Here is a 12,754-nt window from a genome sequence, read left to right on the forward strand (position 1 = left end):
ATGAAGAATAAGATGGAAATGCAATTTTCGGCTCTAAGCCAGAATGAGTCCTTTGCCCGCATTACAGTGGCTGCGTTCATTGCACAATTAGACCCGACTTTAGATGAATTGACCGAAATAAAAACCGTAGTTTCTGAAGCTGTGACAAACGCGATCATTCACGGTTATGAAAATGACTCAGAGGGAATTGTCTATATTTTCGTATCGATTGACGGGGACGTTGTCGAATTGACGATTAAGGATGAAGGAATTGGAATTGATGATGTAGATGAAGCCATCCAGCCATTATATACAACTAAGCCGGAACTGGAACGCTCCGGGATGGGGTTTACAATCATGGAAAACTTTATGGATGAAATGCAGGTCATTTCCAATAAGGGCGAAGGCACCATCATTCGTTTAAAAAAGCACTTATCAAAAAGTAAAGCTTTGTGCAATTGAGGGAGTTTTGCATATGGATGTGGAGGTTAAAAACACGAAGAGCCAGGTCCATTTAAAGGATGATGAACTCCGGAATTTAATCCGGCGCAGCCAGAGCGGGGACCAGGAAGCAAGAGACATGATTGTAAAAAGCAATTTAAGATTGGTATGGTCAGTGGTCCAGCGCTTTTTGAACAGAGGCTATGAACCGGATGACCTGTACCAGATCGGCTGCATTGGCTTGCTGAAATCAGTCGATAAATTCGACTTGTCCTTTGATGTGAAGTTTTCTACCTATGCCGTGCCGATGATAATCGGTGAAATCCAGCGCTTTATCCGGGACGATGGTACGGTAAAAGTCAGCCGTTCCTTAAAGGAAATGGCAAATAAAATTAGGCGTGCCAAAGAAGATTTGTCAAAGACACTGGGCAGGGTACCAACGTTGAATGAGTTGTCGCAGCATCTTGAACTGTCGCCAGAGGAAATTATCATGGCCCAGGAAGCAAGCCGAAGCCCATCTTCCATTCATGAAACGGTATATGAGAATGACGGGGACCCGATCACACTGCTTGATCAAATTGCAGATACAAATGAATCCAAATGGTTTGATAAAATCACGCTGAAAGAGGCGATTGCAGAACTGGATGAAAGAGAAAGGCTCATCGTCTATCTTAGGTACTATAAGGATCAAACCCAATCAGAAGTAGCTGTGCGCCTGGGAATTTCACAGGTTCAGGTTTCCAGGCTGGAAAAAAAGATACTGCAGCAAATGAAAAATCACATGGATCAATGATCCGTGTGTTTTTTTTGCGAAAAGGAGCATTTAGGTAAAAAATAATAAATAATCGTAAATGGTTGTTGATTTCACTTTAAAAAACGAATATTATATTACGTGGATTTCTATTTATTCGGCTTTTATGCACACACGGGGGTTAAACATGATGTTTGAACGATATTTTTCTTTAAAAGAGCACGGTACGTCCACCCGTACAGAGGTTTTTGCAGGAGTAACGACCTTTTTGACAATGGTGTATATCATTATTGTAAATCCTGCGATTCTTTCCTCGGTTGGAATACCGTTTGAACAAGTCTTTATGGCAACTATCATTGCTGTCATAACTGGTACTTTAATTATGGGATTCTTTGCTAAGCTTCCGATTGCTATTGCGCCCGGCATGGGATTGAATGCTTATTTTGCAAGTGTAGTGGGGGCACATGGCTTATCATACCAAACTGTATTCGGAACGGTATTCATCGCGGGATTATTGTTTATAATATTAAGTGTATCCAAGCTGCGTGAAACGATCATTACAGCTATTCCTGATTCCTTAAAGTATGGGATCACATCAGGGATTGGGTTATTTATCGCTTTTCTGGGATTAAGGCAAAGCGGTATTGTGGTGCCTAATAACGATACCATGATTACTTTGGGGAACTTGCATGAACCCGTAACATTTTTAACCATCATCGGGTTATTCCTAACACTTATCCTTATGGCAAAAAATGTAAAAGGTGCTCTATTCTTTGGCATGTTGGTTACCGCTATTATAGGATATTTTATGGACTTGCTAAATTTTGATAAAATCGTCTCAGCCCCGCCGTCACCGGTGTTTTACGACATTGATATTGCGGGGGTGTTTTCAAACAGTCTTTATGCGGTTGTGTTTGCTTTCTTGCTGGTAACGCTTTTTGATACTACCGGCACAATGATTGCGGTGACGGAACAGGCTGGGTTGATGAAAAATGGGAAGTTCCCAAGGGCAAAAAGGGCCTTCCTTGCCGACGCTATCGCTACCACGGTAGGATCCCTGTTTGGGACAAGCCCTTCGTCTGCGTATGTAGAATCCAGTACAGGGGTTGCCGCTGGGGGGAGAACAGGATTAACAGCCGTGGTCGTAGCTGTTTTATTTGCTATATCGACGTTCTTTTCACCGTTGATTGCCTCAATATCTTCACTTGCTTCGATCACAGCTCCGGTATTAATCATTGTTGGTTGCTTTATGATGGAAGGGTTGGCACGGATCAAGTGGAAAGAATTCGATGAAGCTTTTCCAGCGTTTATTATCATCCTGACCATGCCCCTTACATCAAGCATTTCAACCGGGATTGCAATTGGATTTATTACGTATCCTTTAATGAAAATATTTAGTGGGAAAGCTATAAATGTACACCCTCTTATTTATGTTTTTGGTGTAATTTTCTTGATTCAAATGGTTTTTTTCCCGACTCATTAAATCTTGTAAAAATATAAAGAATGATACCACAGACTTATCTGAGCTGTGGTATTTTTTTTTTTTTTTTTTCCAAATTGTGGTGCTCCTGTTTTTTCGTATGTTACCAGGCTGCCATATGCATACTACACATAAAGGAAATTGATGTACGAGGTGTGTGAATGATGGAAAACCTGCTGTATGTACGGATGCGTTACCGCGTGGAGGCAAAGACAAATCAGAAAGTAAAAATGAAAGATATTGCGAAAATAGTGGGTCCTCACAGCCTGGCCGCCGAACTTAAAGAGATAGATTTATTAACTGTCACCCATGAGGATAATAATATCATCATTGTTGACATTATCCAGATGATCGATAAAATCCGGGAGATAAACCCGGATATAGAGGTGCAGGCTGTGGGTCCATCCCATACAATCATTGAAGTGGTTTTGGAAGCTAAAAAGGTACCCTGGGGAATGTTTATCGGGGTTTGGCTGCTTTTGTTTATTGGCGCTGCCATCACGATCATGAACTTCCATGTTGACGTAAGCATGCAAACCGTCCACCAAAATCTGTTCAAAATTATAACAGGCAGGGAAGACAGTAAACCGCTGCTTATCCAAATTCCCTATAGCATTGGGCTTGGACTTGGAATGATGGTATTCTTTAACCATTTCTTTAGAAAGCGTTTTAATGAGGAACCTAGTCCGCTAGAAGTAGAAATGTTCAATTACCAGCAAGACTTGGACCGATACGTTACGATGTATCAAAACCAGGAAAGCATCAGACGTCTTGATGACAGGTAAAATCATCTTTGCGGCGTTCGTCGGATTTGCTGGTGGTCTGGCAGTTGGCGCCGGATTTGTAGCGTTCCTCACCGTTTTAAAAGTGATTCCGAGATTGACCCAGCTTACAAAAACAAGCAAAATGATCCACCATTATGAATTTGCGATTGTAGTCGGGGTCGTTGTCGGAGGGTGGTTAGGCCTTCAAAATGTCAGTTTAGGCTTAACGAAGTTCTTATTAATGCCAATTGGCCTTGCTGACGGGATTTTCAATGGGATGCTGGCTGCAGCGCTTACTGAAGTATTGAATGTATTTCCAATCATTTCGAAGCGCATCGGGGTCGATGACAAAATCGTATATCTCATGATGGCATTCGTTTTTGGGAAAGTTACGGGATCATTGTTCCAGTGGTTATATTATGTAGATCTTTAAAGCACATGGCGACTTAAACAATACTGCTGATTCATTCGATGGCTTTTGAAAGATGCTTGATAAGTGGGGCATTTTGCTGAAAGGATACTTGTTATGGAAGAAAAAAGAAAAGTCATTTTAATAACCGATGGCGATGTGTATGCAAGGCGTGCAGTAGAACTTGCAGCAAGGGCGGCGGGTGGAAGGTGTATTTCATTGTCGCAGGGCAATCCATCTGTTCTGACAGGAGAAGAGATCGTTTCGCTCATCAAAAGCACACCACATGACCCGGTCCTGGTTATGTTTGATGACAGCGGCCTGGTGGGAGAGGGCTGCGGCGAGACGGCAATGCGGTATGTAGCAAATCATGAAGACATTGACGTTCTTGGCATAATTGCGGTTGCTTCCAATACAAGACATGGGGAATGGACGAGGGTCGATGTATGCATTGATCATAACGGACAGCTTACTCCTTACGGGGTGGACAAATACGGCACCCCTGAATATGAATTAGGGCGAATCAACGGTGATACCGTATATTGTGTGGATGAGCTGCATGCCCCCATCGTGGTGGGTGTAGGGGATATCGGAAAAATGGCTGGAAAAGATGATTACCGAATCGGGGCACCCATCACAAAAATGGCAGTGGAAATCATTCTTGAAAGGAGCGGGTATCATGGTATCGGAAACCAAAACAGCAATGAAACCGATTCCTGACAGTGTCAGCGATGTAGAAACCTTCATGAAAGAGAGGGTAGGCCTTGGTGTCAGCTTCGACCTTGGAGTCCGTAAACTAAAGGTTCTAGGAAAAGATGTTCACGTGTATTATGTAACTGGTCTGCTCGAAGCTGGCGTTATGGTTGCGGTAGTTAAAAACATTATAGCCCTTAATAATCAGGATTTAAATACGACCAAGTTATATGACATTTTAAAGAACAGAATCGTTCATCAGCAGGTTAAAGAAGTTGAGACGATAGACGAAATGGTTGACCAGGTTCTATCCGGGCTAATTGCGGTCGTGGTGGATGGCACCCCAAAAGTACTGATTGTAGATGTTAGAAGCTACCCTGGAAGAACACCCCAGGAGCCGGATACGGAAAAAACAATCCGCGGGGCCAGGGATGGTTACACCGAGACCATCGTGGTAAATACAGCTTTGACAAGGCGGCGCATTAGAGACGAAAGATTACGATTTGAAATCACAAAAGTCGGAGAGAGGTCAAAAACAGATGTAGCAATTGGATATATAGAAGGCGTTGCCGATCCTGATCTTGTTGACACCATCCGGAAAGAATTAAAAAACATCGACATAGACGGGCTCACTATGGCAGATAAGACAATAGAGGAATTCATTGTCCATCAAGGATATAATCCCTTTCCGCTTGTCCGTTATACAGAAAGGGCTGATGTAGCGGCCACGCATTTATTGGAGGGGCACGTGATCATCATAGTGGATACTTCACCAAGCGTAATTATTACTCCGACCACAGTTTTTCATCATATGCAGCACGCGGAAGAATACAGGCAATCTCCTGCTGTAGGAACCATGATTAGATGGGTGCGTTTTGTCGGAATCTTCGCATCGTTATTTTTGCTTCCATTTTGGTTATTGTTTGCAATGGATCCATCCTTTCTTCCTGAATCGCTGGAATTTATCGGGCCAAAGAAACAAACCAGCATACCGATAGTTGTCCAAATATTTATCGCTGATTTCGGGATGGAGTTTTTACGAATGGCAGCAATCCATACCCCGACCCCTCTCTCGACGGCGATGGGTTTAATCGCTGCAATTTTAATCGGCGAAATTGCAATAAATGTTGGCTTATTTGTACCGGAAGTAATCCTGTACGTTGCTGTGGCAACAATTGGGACGTATGCTACTCCAAGTCTTGAGCTTAGCATTGCAAACAAGATTGCAAGGCTGTTTTTGTTGGCTCTAACAGCTTTCTTCCACGCACCGGGATTAATCATCGGCATTACCGTTTTTATTCTATATTTGGCAGGTAAAAAAACCGTAAATACGCCATATCTATGGCCGCTTTTGCCATTCTATCCCAAAGCTTTTTCCCATATTCTATTCAGGCGACCGGTTCCGGGTTCGAGCATCAGGCCAAGCATTGTCCATCCGTACGACAGGTACAGGCAGCCGAAGTAAACTTTATATTGATGTTACAAGAAACTTATGATAATTTATTATGAAGGATAAGCCAATATTAAATATGGGTATGACTGGCAATACGTTGAAATAGAAAAAAAATATGAGGCAGGCTCTAACAAATAAGGAATATCTCTGTTGCGGACAGTGTTCTTATATGGGTCCGCCTCATTTGTTTAGGGAGAAAAGCTCCTTACCAGCGGAAGGGGAAATAGACATGCACTTTTACGGAACAGCAAATGTAAATGACAAGGGGCACCTTGAAATAGGCGGTGTCGATACGATGGAGCTCGCAGCCCATTTTGGGACACCTCTTTATGTATATGATGTTGAACTGATTCGAAACAGGGCAAGAGGCTTTAACAAGACTTTTGAAAAGTTGGGGGTTAAAGCCCAGGTAGCTTATGCAAGTAAGGCTTTTTCGTCGATTGCCATGGTTCAGCTTGCAAAAGAAGAAGGCTTATCGTTAGATGTTGTCTCCGGAGGGGAATTGTATACGGCATTAAAGGCTGACTTTCCAAAGGAACGAATTCATTTCCATGGCAATAATAAAAGTGTTGAAGAACTAGAAATGGCTCTGGACCATGAAATAGGCTGTATCGTCGTGGACAATTTTTCAGAACTTTCCCTCCTTGAAGGGTTATGCGCTGCAAGAAGGCAATCTATTCAAATTCTGCTCCGGGTTACACCTGGAATAGAAGCGCATACTCATGATTATATTTTGACAGGCCAGGAGGATTCCAAGTTCGGATTTGACCTTTTAAACGGGCAAGCGGAACGCGCTCTAAATCAGGCGCTTCAAAGCGATTGGATTGAAGTGCTTGGACTGCACTGCCACATCGGCTCACAGATTTTTGAAACAACCGGTTTTATTCTGGCAGCAAGAAAAATAATCTCTCAATTAAAAAACTGGCACGCATCCTTTGGCTTCCAGCCGAGCGTACTTAACCTTGGCGGCGGATTTGGAATCCGTTATACGGAAGAAGATACACCGCTCCCAGCATCTGTTTATGTGGAGGAAATTGTGAAGGAAGTCAAGAATCAGCTTGAGGATTCCCAATTGGCTATGCCTGAGATCTGGATTGAACCCGGCCGGTCCCTTGTTGGTGATGCTGGAACTACCCTTTATAAAGTAGGCTCTGAAAAAGAGGTTCCGGATATCAGAAAATATCTTGCTGTTGATGGGGGCATGAGCGACAATATCCGTCCGGCATTATACGATGCCAAGTATGAAGCGGTTTTAGCGAACAGGCCGTTAGAAAAGCCGGAAGAAACAGTGTCCATTGCCGGGAAGTGCTGTGAAAGCGGAGATATGCTGATTTGGGATCTGCCTCTTCCAAAGGCAGACCGCGGAGATATTTTGGCTGTTTTTTGTACAGGGGCATATGGCTATTCAATGTCGAATAATTATAACCGGATCCCAAGGCCTGCTGTCGTTTTTGTAGAAAACGGCGAAGCAAGGCTGGTTATCAAGCGGGAAACATACGAGGACCTCATCCAGTTTGATGTCCCATTACAGGAAGCCATCAAAACTAAGTAATTAGTAAAAAAGCGGAACCAGGATATTCTGGTTCCGCTTTTTTATAAAATTCCTTTATAAAGATTACATCTTAAGAAAACAATGCTTTGATTGCATCGATCAAACTTCCGAAGAACTCTTTTAGTTTATCAAGGAATGTCTGGCCTTCTTCTGATTGCAGAAAGGTTGTCAATTTTTCTTTTGCCTTATCTAGTTGGTCCCCAACCTGGTTCCAGTCGATATTCAAGTCCTTTAGTTTATTGAATAAATCTACTAAACTTTGAATTTGTGCATCAGTAAGCGTAATGCCGAGGTCTTTTGCCGATGTTTCAATGATATCGCGGACCTCTGCTTCTGTTTCAGGCGGGTTTTCTGCCATATTTTCCTTTATCTTTGTCATTAGCGCCGCTGCTTGGTCAGAACCGACTTCGTCACCCAGCTTTGCTGTTTTAACCATTTCTTCATTGGCAGCCTGTTTTACATCCTCGGGAATCGCTTTGTCAGATGAAACTTCATAGGCTTTAATAATCCCTGTCAGGGCAGCTGTACCGGACACTGAGACCGGGGCAGTGATATATATGGAAGCATTTTTTACACCAGCTGTGGCCAGCGCATTTATATACATTTCTTCCGTTACCCAGTTGATATTCTTTGTTTGGACTTTAAGCCCTGTTCCTGAATCTTCATGTGTGATGGCAGATGATGAAATAGCCTTAGTCCCGATCAAACGTTTTGGAATATGATTCCCAAGATATTGATGTTCTTCTGCATTTGTAACAGTAAGGATTTCTACTCCTTCAGGAGCATTCATCTCGGCAAGAAGCGCCCGCTTTTGTTCCTCGGTCAAATTTTGGCCCAATGTAACGGTCATATCTCCAACAGCAGCATCAGCAAACGCCGTAATTGGCAGTGTAAAACTTACTAAGAGGGATAGGATCATCCAAGTTTTTATTAGTTTAGTTTTCATATTTCTCCTCCTTATTACTATAAGACGAAAACTGTTTACAAAAAGATTCATACTTTTTAATTTAAGAAGATGCCCCACTAGAACAGTATAATCAGATTGCCCCCCAGTTTCAAAAATTTTTTTCAGTTACGCTACTGTATAAGGCAATTTAAAAGGTGAATCGTTCCTTTATAATCGTGATTTGTCAGAAATGGGGAATGTATTGTAGAATATAACATTATACAAGAAAACGCTTCAGCAAATGATAGATTACTAGAAGAATCGTGAGGAACATACCGGTTAAAGCGGTATTGAAACGGAAACACTAATTCTGTATGATAGTAATTGGATCCACTTATACTTAGACTCACAGGAAGTGGGTCACACAGGCGTTGCTACAGGACGTAGCGATTTAGCCTGTGTTCTGCTTTATACAAGGAAGAAAGTTAATACTTCCTTCCCAAAAATAAGACGGTCTTTTGTAACGAGGGATAACATATGTTAATTAAATACAAAAAAAGCTATGAAAAAATTGCAATGGGCCTGTTATCATTTATGCCCACTGAAAAAGATATCAAAAAACTTCAGCAAACAATGAAATCTTATGAAAATGAAGAAAATATGCATCTCTTTTTATGGAAGGACGAAGATATTATCGGCCTAATAGGAGTGAGGGGGGACGACAGTCAGCATTTGACTATTCAACATATTTCGGTCAACCCGTCATTCCGCCAGCAAGGTGTCGGCAAACGAATGATAAAGGCTCTTAAGGAGCTGTATCCAGATAAAGAATTAAAGCCGAATGAATATACAGCCCCATTCATGGATCATTGTGATTGGGAGCACAGTGAAGATTTACAATAAGTTCAAATGGAACTAGTGGAAAAATATGGTAAACCTTATTCCGACGAGGAATAAGGTTCTTACGTTTTGCGGGCATTGCCACGATGCCTTATGGACAACTGATGTTCCCGTTCCTGGATGACATCGCTCCGGTCACGCAGGGAATGCCTGTTCACAAGCTGCGTATTGGCCAAGTCACTTTTTGAACGCCAAGGAATTCGCCGTTCCACACACATTTTTTTACAAGTTTCAATTAAAGCTGGCTCAATTAGAGGAAGATCAATGCTTTCATAATCAGCCTTGATGTTCATTCGATCTATCGTTTCAAAGAGCAATATTAGCATATCCTTGTGATTCATGCCCAGGTTCATTATTTCCGTAGGTTTCTTTTCTAGTATTGAAACTGCCTTTTTCATCGTTTTTAAAGCGCCCTTCACGTTCCTCCTCCTATAATGATAGAAAGAGACGGCAACCTGGATCAGTCCCACCCAATGCGATTCCCGTTCTCCTGGCGCAGCCTCTTTCCAGTACTCTTCCAAAACCTCATGGCATTCAAAGTAATCTCGGTCTCCATGAAAATGGACCAAGTATAATAAATATGGACCGGGATAGTTCAAATATTACCAGCTCCTTTTCTTATGTAGACAACATTGTAACATATTCAGACTGCTACACTAATCCTCTCTTGTTCCCTTATTCACAAAAGACTGACATCTCTTTGTCAGCAACCATCTGATTCCTGCGCAAAAACCAAGGTCCCAACTAAACAAGAAAAATCAATAATACGAAGATCAAACACGCGGTTGTTAAAAGTTTATCCACTATAGAGGCTCTTTCGTTCTCAATATTTTTCAACTGCATTCTCAAATTATGATAAAGTGCAAAAAAGTGTTTTTAGAAAATATTTGCGGCCTTAAATAGGGGGATACCTATTGGATAAGTTCCTGCAATCCACTATACTATGAATAGCCGCCAAATCTAGCAGGCAAAAGCAATATTGAATATAGCGGGGTTTTATATTATGTACAAAATTAAAATTGATGCATTTGAAGGGCCGATGGATCTGCTCCTTCATTTGATCAATCGCCTGGAGATAGATATATACGATATCCCAATGGCTGAAATCACCGAACAATATGTTGGATATATACATGCCATGAAAGAGCTGGAATTGGATGTAGCGAGTGAGTACCTGGTTATGGCCGCGACATTGGTTGCCATAAAAAGCAAGATGCTCCTTCCAAAACACGAAGAGGATTTCCATGAAGATAATGGAGAAGGATTTGGATATGAAGAGGATCCAAGGGACGAGCTAGTGGAAAAGCTGCTGGAATACCGGAAGTACAAAAATGCAGCCCATGAATTTAAGGCTCTAGAAGAAGAGCGGAATCTTGTCTTTACTAAGCCGCCAAGCGACTTATCCGAATTTTCACAGGCCGATGACTCCGCGAGGGTCGATTTAAACATCAGCCTTTATGACATGCTCGGGGCCTTTCAAAAGCTTCTCCGCCGTCAAAAATTACAAAAACCCTTATTTACCAAAGTTGCACGCCAGGAAATTTCAATTGAAAAACGCATGAATGAAATTGTGGCCGACCTGAGGGCATTCGGCGGGAGAAAAGCCTTCTTTGAATTATTTCCAAATCCTGATAAAGAACATATAGTGGTTACCTTTCTTGCAGTTCTTGAATTGATGAAGCTGGGTGAGATTTATGTGGATCAGGCAGGCAATTTTTCAGAAATATTTGTTGCAGCTAAGGATGGTGTAGAAGCAGTTGGAAGTTATTAATTGGAAAAGCATCCTAGAGGCGTTGCTTTTTGCCGCCGGAGATGAGGGGCTTTCCCCGAAGCAAATTTCGACGGTCCTTGACATCACTGAAATACAGGCCGTCGATATCGTTGAGTCATTAAAGGCCGATTATGAAGATGATACCCGGGGAATACACCTGTTGGAAATAGCCGGAGTGTATCAGCTTGCCACCAAAAAGGAGCATTCTGCTTATTTGAAACGACTGGTAGAAGCCCCTGGCGCTCACGGTTTGTCGCAGGCGGCGCTGGAAACATTGGCAATCATCGCCTATAGACAGCCCATTACCAGGGCAGAGATAGAGGAAATCAGGGGTGTGAAAACAGAGCGGCCCCTTTCTACACTTGTTTCAAAGGTTTTGGTAAAAGAAGTCGGCCGTGCGGAAGGCTCGGGCAGGGCATATCTTTACGGTACAACAAAGGAATTTTTGGATTACTTCGGGCTTAATTCCTTGGATGAGCTTCCACCACTGTCGGAAAATGGCGAGGAAGGCTACGAGCAGGAGGAAGCCGACCTCTTTTTCGGGAAATTCCAAGACACAATCGAATAACAATTTATTCAGAATTGTGATAATATACTAATAACAATATTTCTTCATTTTCGGAGGGATTGCATTGGTTATTAGAGAATGCAAGGGTTATGAGCTAGAAAAAGCGCAGTCCAATTCCCCGGAAGATTTTTTTAACCGGTCAACCGTAACCTACATAGAGGATGGTGAAGAGAAAACACTCCACGTATTATATGTACGTTATTTTGATGAATTTATAAATGAATTCACACCTTATTCTGGAAATCCACTTTTTTCAACCGCTGGAAGGCTGATCTTTTTATATGATATTGTAGCCTTGGTTTGCCTGGTGAAAAACCCTGGGTTCAAATCCAGGAGGCGGGCATTCATCAATTCTAAGCAGGAGTTCATTTCTTATTTTAATGGGGTGGATCTCGGGAAGCTGCCGGAAGTGTTTGAATCACTCGGACAGCATAAAGAATTTAGGCTGGTTCCCGGTTTTGCTTTCACATCTTGACCAATTTACCAAGATCTTAAGGAGGGTTTTCGGTTGGGGAATTTAATTGTTAAATCTCAGCTTGAGGACGTAAGGAGTTTTTTAGCAGACACGGTTGATAGGCTGGAGAATTTCTTAAATGAGACGACCTACTCGAAACTTCAGCAAGAAAAAAGCGGTGAGGAACATTACTATAAAGGGCTGTTATCAAGCATTAGAAGACTGCTTGTATATTGTGAAGAGGGTTTGGAAGCATGCCAAATTGTCCTGAAAAATGAAATGTTCAACAAAGCGGCAGCCGAAAAAACTTTGTACAGGATTTACCATCAATGCATCGAAGAATACTTTGCTCCAAAGTCTGACCGCTGGTATGAAGACAGCCGCAGTGCCTATACCGGAAAAAACTCCATTAAATTTCATTCCGAGGTACCCGAAAGCATTACGGCCTTACTAAAGGATCTCGAAGCAGGTTTCCAGGCTATGCGTGAAGATCTGGCATTCTATGAAACAGATTACCGTACGAAAATGATGCAATCTAAATAATTTTGTGAGAGACGGACTGACAGCATCCGTCTTTTTTTCTTGCTAGGAAAACTTCACTCTTGCTTCTTTTTTTCATAAGATACAATGTTTTACCAATTGTATGGGCTCTC

15 protein-coding genes are annotated in these 12,754 nt (G+C 42.1%); 13 read left to right on the forward strand and 2 right to left on the reverse strand.

Annotated elements, in window-relative coordinates; all coding sequences use genetic code 11:
- The 8 genes from spoIIAB to lysA all read left to right on the forward strand — a co-directional run bounded on the left by spoIIAB (position 1) and on the right by lysA (position 7,522).
- Positions 1-441 carry an anti-sigma F factor gene (gene spoIIAB / locus CUU64_RS05235; protein ID WP_101632219.1) on the forward strand — a complete coding sequence of 147 codons (441 nt, stop codon included), beginning with the start codon at positions 1-3 and terminating at the stop codon, positions 439-441.
- A gap of 13 nt (positions 442-454) precedes the next feature.
- Complete coding sequence (gene sigF, locus CUU64_RS05240) at positions 455-1,213, forward strand: RNA polymerase sporulation sigma factor SigF (protein WP_101632220.1); 759 nt, start codon at positions 455-457, stop codon at positions 1,211-1,213.
- 148 nt (positions 1,214-1,361) lie between these two features.
- Positions 1,362-2,654 (forward strand): NCS2 family permease, encoded by a 1,293-nt coding sequence (locus CUU64_RS05245; protein ID WP_101632926.1) that lies wholly within the window; start codon positions 1,362-1,364, stop codon positions 2,652-2,654.
- Between the two features lie 161 nt (positions 2,655-2,815).
- Positions 2,816-3,436 (forward strand): stage V sporulation protein AA, encoded by a 621-nt coding sequence (locus CUU64_RS05250; protein WP_101632927.1) that lies wholly within the window; start codon positions 2,816-2,818, stop codon positions 3,434-3,436.
- Positions 3,426-3,848: a stage V sporulation protein AB gene (locus CUU64_RS05255; protein ID WP_101632221.1), complete on the forward strand. Its 423-nt coding sequence runs from the start codon at positions 3,426-3,428 to the stop codon at positions 3,846-3,848. Before CUU64_RS05250 ends, CUU64_RS05255 begins: the two co-directional genes overlap by 11 nt.
- 93 nt (positions 3,849-3,941) lie before the next feature.
- The gene (spoVAEA, locus tag CUU64_RS05260) at positions 3,942-4,544 is read left to right on the forward strand and encodes a stage V sporulation protein SpoVABEA (protein WP_101632928.1); all 603 of its coding nucleotides are present in this window, start codon (positions 3,942-3,944) and stop codon (positions 4,542-4,544) included.
- Entirely contained in the window at positions 4,504-5,982 is a 1,479-nt protein-coding gene (locus tag CUU64_RS05265; RefSeq protein WP_101632222.1) for a spore germination protein, read from the forward strand. Before spoVAEA ends, CUU64_RS05265 begins: the two co-directional genes overlap by 41 nt.
- Before the next feature lie 217 nt (positions 5,983-6,199).
- The gene (gene lysA / locus CUU64_RS05270) at positions 6,200-7,522 is read left to right on the forward strand and encodes a diaminopimelate decarboxylase (RefSeq protein WP_101632223.1); all 1,323 of its coding nucleotides are present in this window, start codon (positions 6,200-6,202) and stop codon (positions 7,520-7,522) included.
- Positions 7,523-7,592: 70 nt separating this feature from the next.
- Here the strand turns inward: lysA and CUU64_RS05275 are convergent, their stop codons facing one another.
- Complete coding sequence (locus CUU64_RS05275) at positions 7,593-8,468, reverse strand: DUF1002 domain-containing protein (protein WP_257985431.1); 876 nt, start codon at positions 8,466-8,468, stop codon at positions 7,593-7,595.
- 477 nt (positions 8,469-8,945) lie between these two features.
- On the opposite strand from CUU64_RS05275, the gene CUU64_RS05280 reads away from it, so the two are divergent.
- Positions 8,946-9,311 carry a GNAT family N-acetyltransferase gene (locus tag CUU64_RS05280; RefSeq protein WP_101632224.1) on the forward strand — a complete coding sequence of 122 codons (366 nt, stop codon included), beginning with the start codon at positions 8,946-8,948 and terminating at the stop codon, positions 9,309-9,311.
- A gap of 59 nt (positions 9,312-9,370) precedes the next feature.
- Here CUU64_RS05280 and CUU64_RS05285 read toward each other — a convergent pair whose 3' ends face one another.
- Complete coding sequence (locus CUU64_RS05285; RefSeq protein WP_101632225.1) at positions 9,371-9,907, reverse strand: DUF309 domain-containing protein; 537 nt, start codon at positions 9,905-9,907, stop codon at positions 9,371-9,373.
- A gap of 401 nt (positions 9,908-10,308) precedes the next feature.
- On the opposite strand from CUU64_RS05285, the gene CUU64_RS05290 reads away from it, so the two are divergent.
- The 4 genes from CUU64_RS05290 (at position 10,309) to CUU64_RS05305 (ending at position 12,644) form a co-directional block, all read left to right on the forward strand.
- Positions 10,309-11,079: a segregation/condensation protein A gene (locus CUU64_RS05290; protein ID WP_308302343.1), complete on the forward strand. Its 771-nt coding sequence runs from the start codon at positions 10,309-10,311 to the stop codon at positions 11,077-11,079.
- Positions 11,066-11,647, forward strand: a complete 582-nt coding sequence (gene scpB / locus CUU64_RS05295) for an SMC-Scp complex subunit ScpB (RefSeq protein ID WP_101632227.1) — start codon at positions 11,066-11,068, stop codon at positions 11,645-11,647. The genes CUU64_RS05290 and scpB overlap by 14 nt, the downstream gene beginning before the upstream one ends.
- A 64-nt stretch (positions 11,648-11,711) precedes the next feature.
- Positions 11,712-12,122: a hypothetical protein gene (locus CUU64_RS05300; protein ID WP_101632228.1), complete on the forward strand. Its 411-nt coding sequence runs from the start codon at positions 11,712-11,714 to the stop codon at positions 12,120-12,122.
- 33 nt (positions 12,123-12,155) lie between these two features.
- Positions 12,156-12,644, forward strand: coding sequence for a YpuI family protein (locus CUU64_RS05305; RefSeq protein WP_101632229.1), 489 nt, complete (start codon positions 12,156-12,158; stop codon positions 12,642-12,644).
- Positions 12,645-12,754 lie beyond the last annotated feature (110 nt).

Origin of the sequence: Bacillus sp. V5-8f, assembly GCF_002863565.1 — a bacterium.
In the GTDB taxonomy this organism is placed as follows: domain Bacteria; phylum Bacillota; class Bacilli; order Bacillales; family DSM-1321; genus Peribacillus.

Coding starts and splice junctions, on each gene's coding strand:
- lysA (WP_101632223.1), top strand. CDS start 6,200: ATGCACTTTTACGGAACAGCAAATGTAAATGACAAGGGGCACCTTGAA.
- spoIIAB (WP_101632219.1), top strand. CDS start 1: ATGAAGAATAAGATGGAAATGCAATTTTCGGCTCTAAGCCAGAATGAG.
- sigF (WP_101632220.1), top strand. CDS start 455: ATGGATGTGGAGGTTAAAAACACGAAGAGCCAGGTCCATTTAAAGGAT.
- CUU64_RS05280 (WP_101632224.1), top strand. CDS start 8,946: ATGTTAATTAAATACAAAAAAAGCTATGAAAAAATTGCAATGGGCCTG.
- CUU64_RS05250 (WP_101632927.1), top strand. CDS start 2,816: ATGGAAAACCTGCTGTATGTACGGATGCGTTACCGCGTGGAGGCAAAG.
- CUU64_RS05275 (WP_257985431.1), bottom strand. CDS start 8,468: ATGAAAACTAAACTAATAAAAACTTGGATGATCCTATCCCTCTTAGTA.
- CUU64_RS05265 (WP_101632222.1), top strand. CDS start 4,504: ATGGTATCGGAAACCAAAACAGCAATGAAACCGATTCCTGACAGTGTC.
- spoVAEA (WP_101632928.1), top strand. CDS start 3,942: ATGGAAGAAAAAAGAAAAGTCATTTTAATAACCGATGGCGATGTGTAT.
- CUU64_RS05245 (WP_101632926.1), top strand. CDS start 1,362: ATGTTTGAACGATATTTTTCTTTAAAAGAGCACGGTACGTCCACCCGT.
- CUU64_RS05255 (WP_101632221.1), top strand. CDS start 3,426: ATGACAGGTAAAATCATCTTTGCGGCGTTCGTCGGATTTGCTGGTGGT.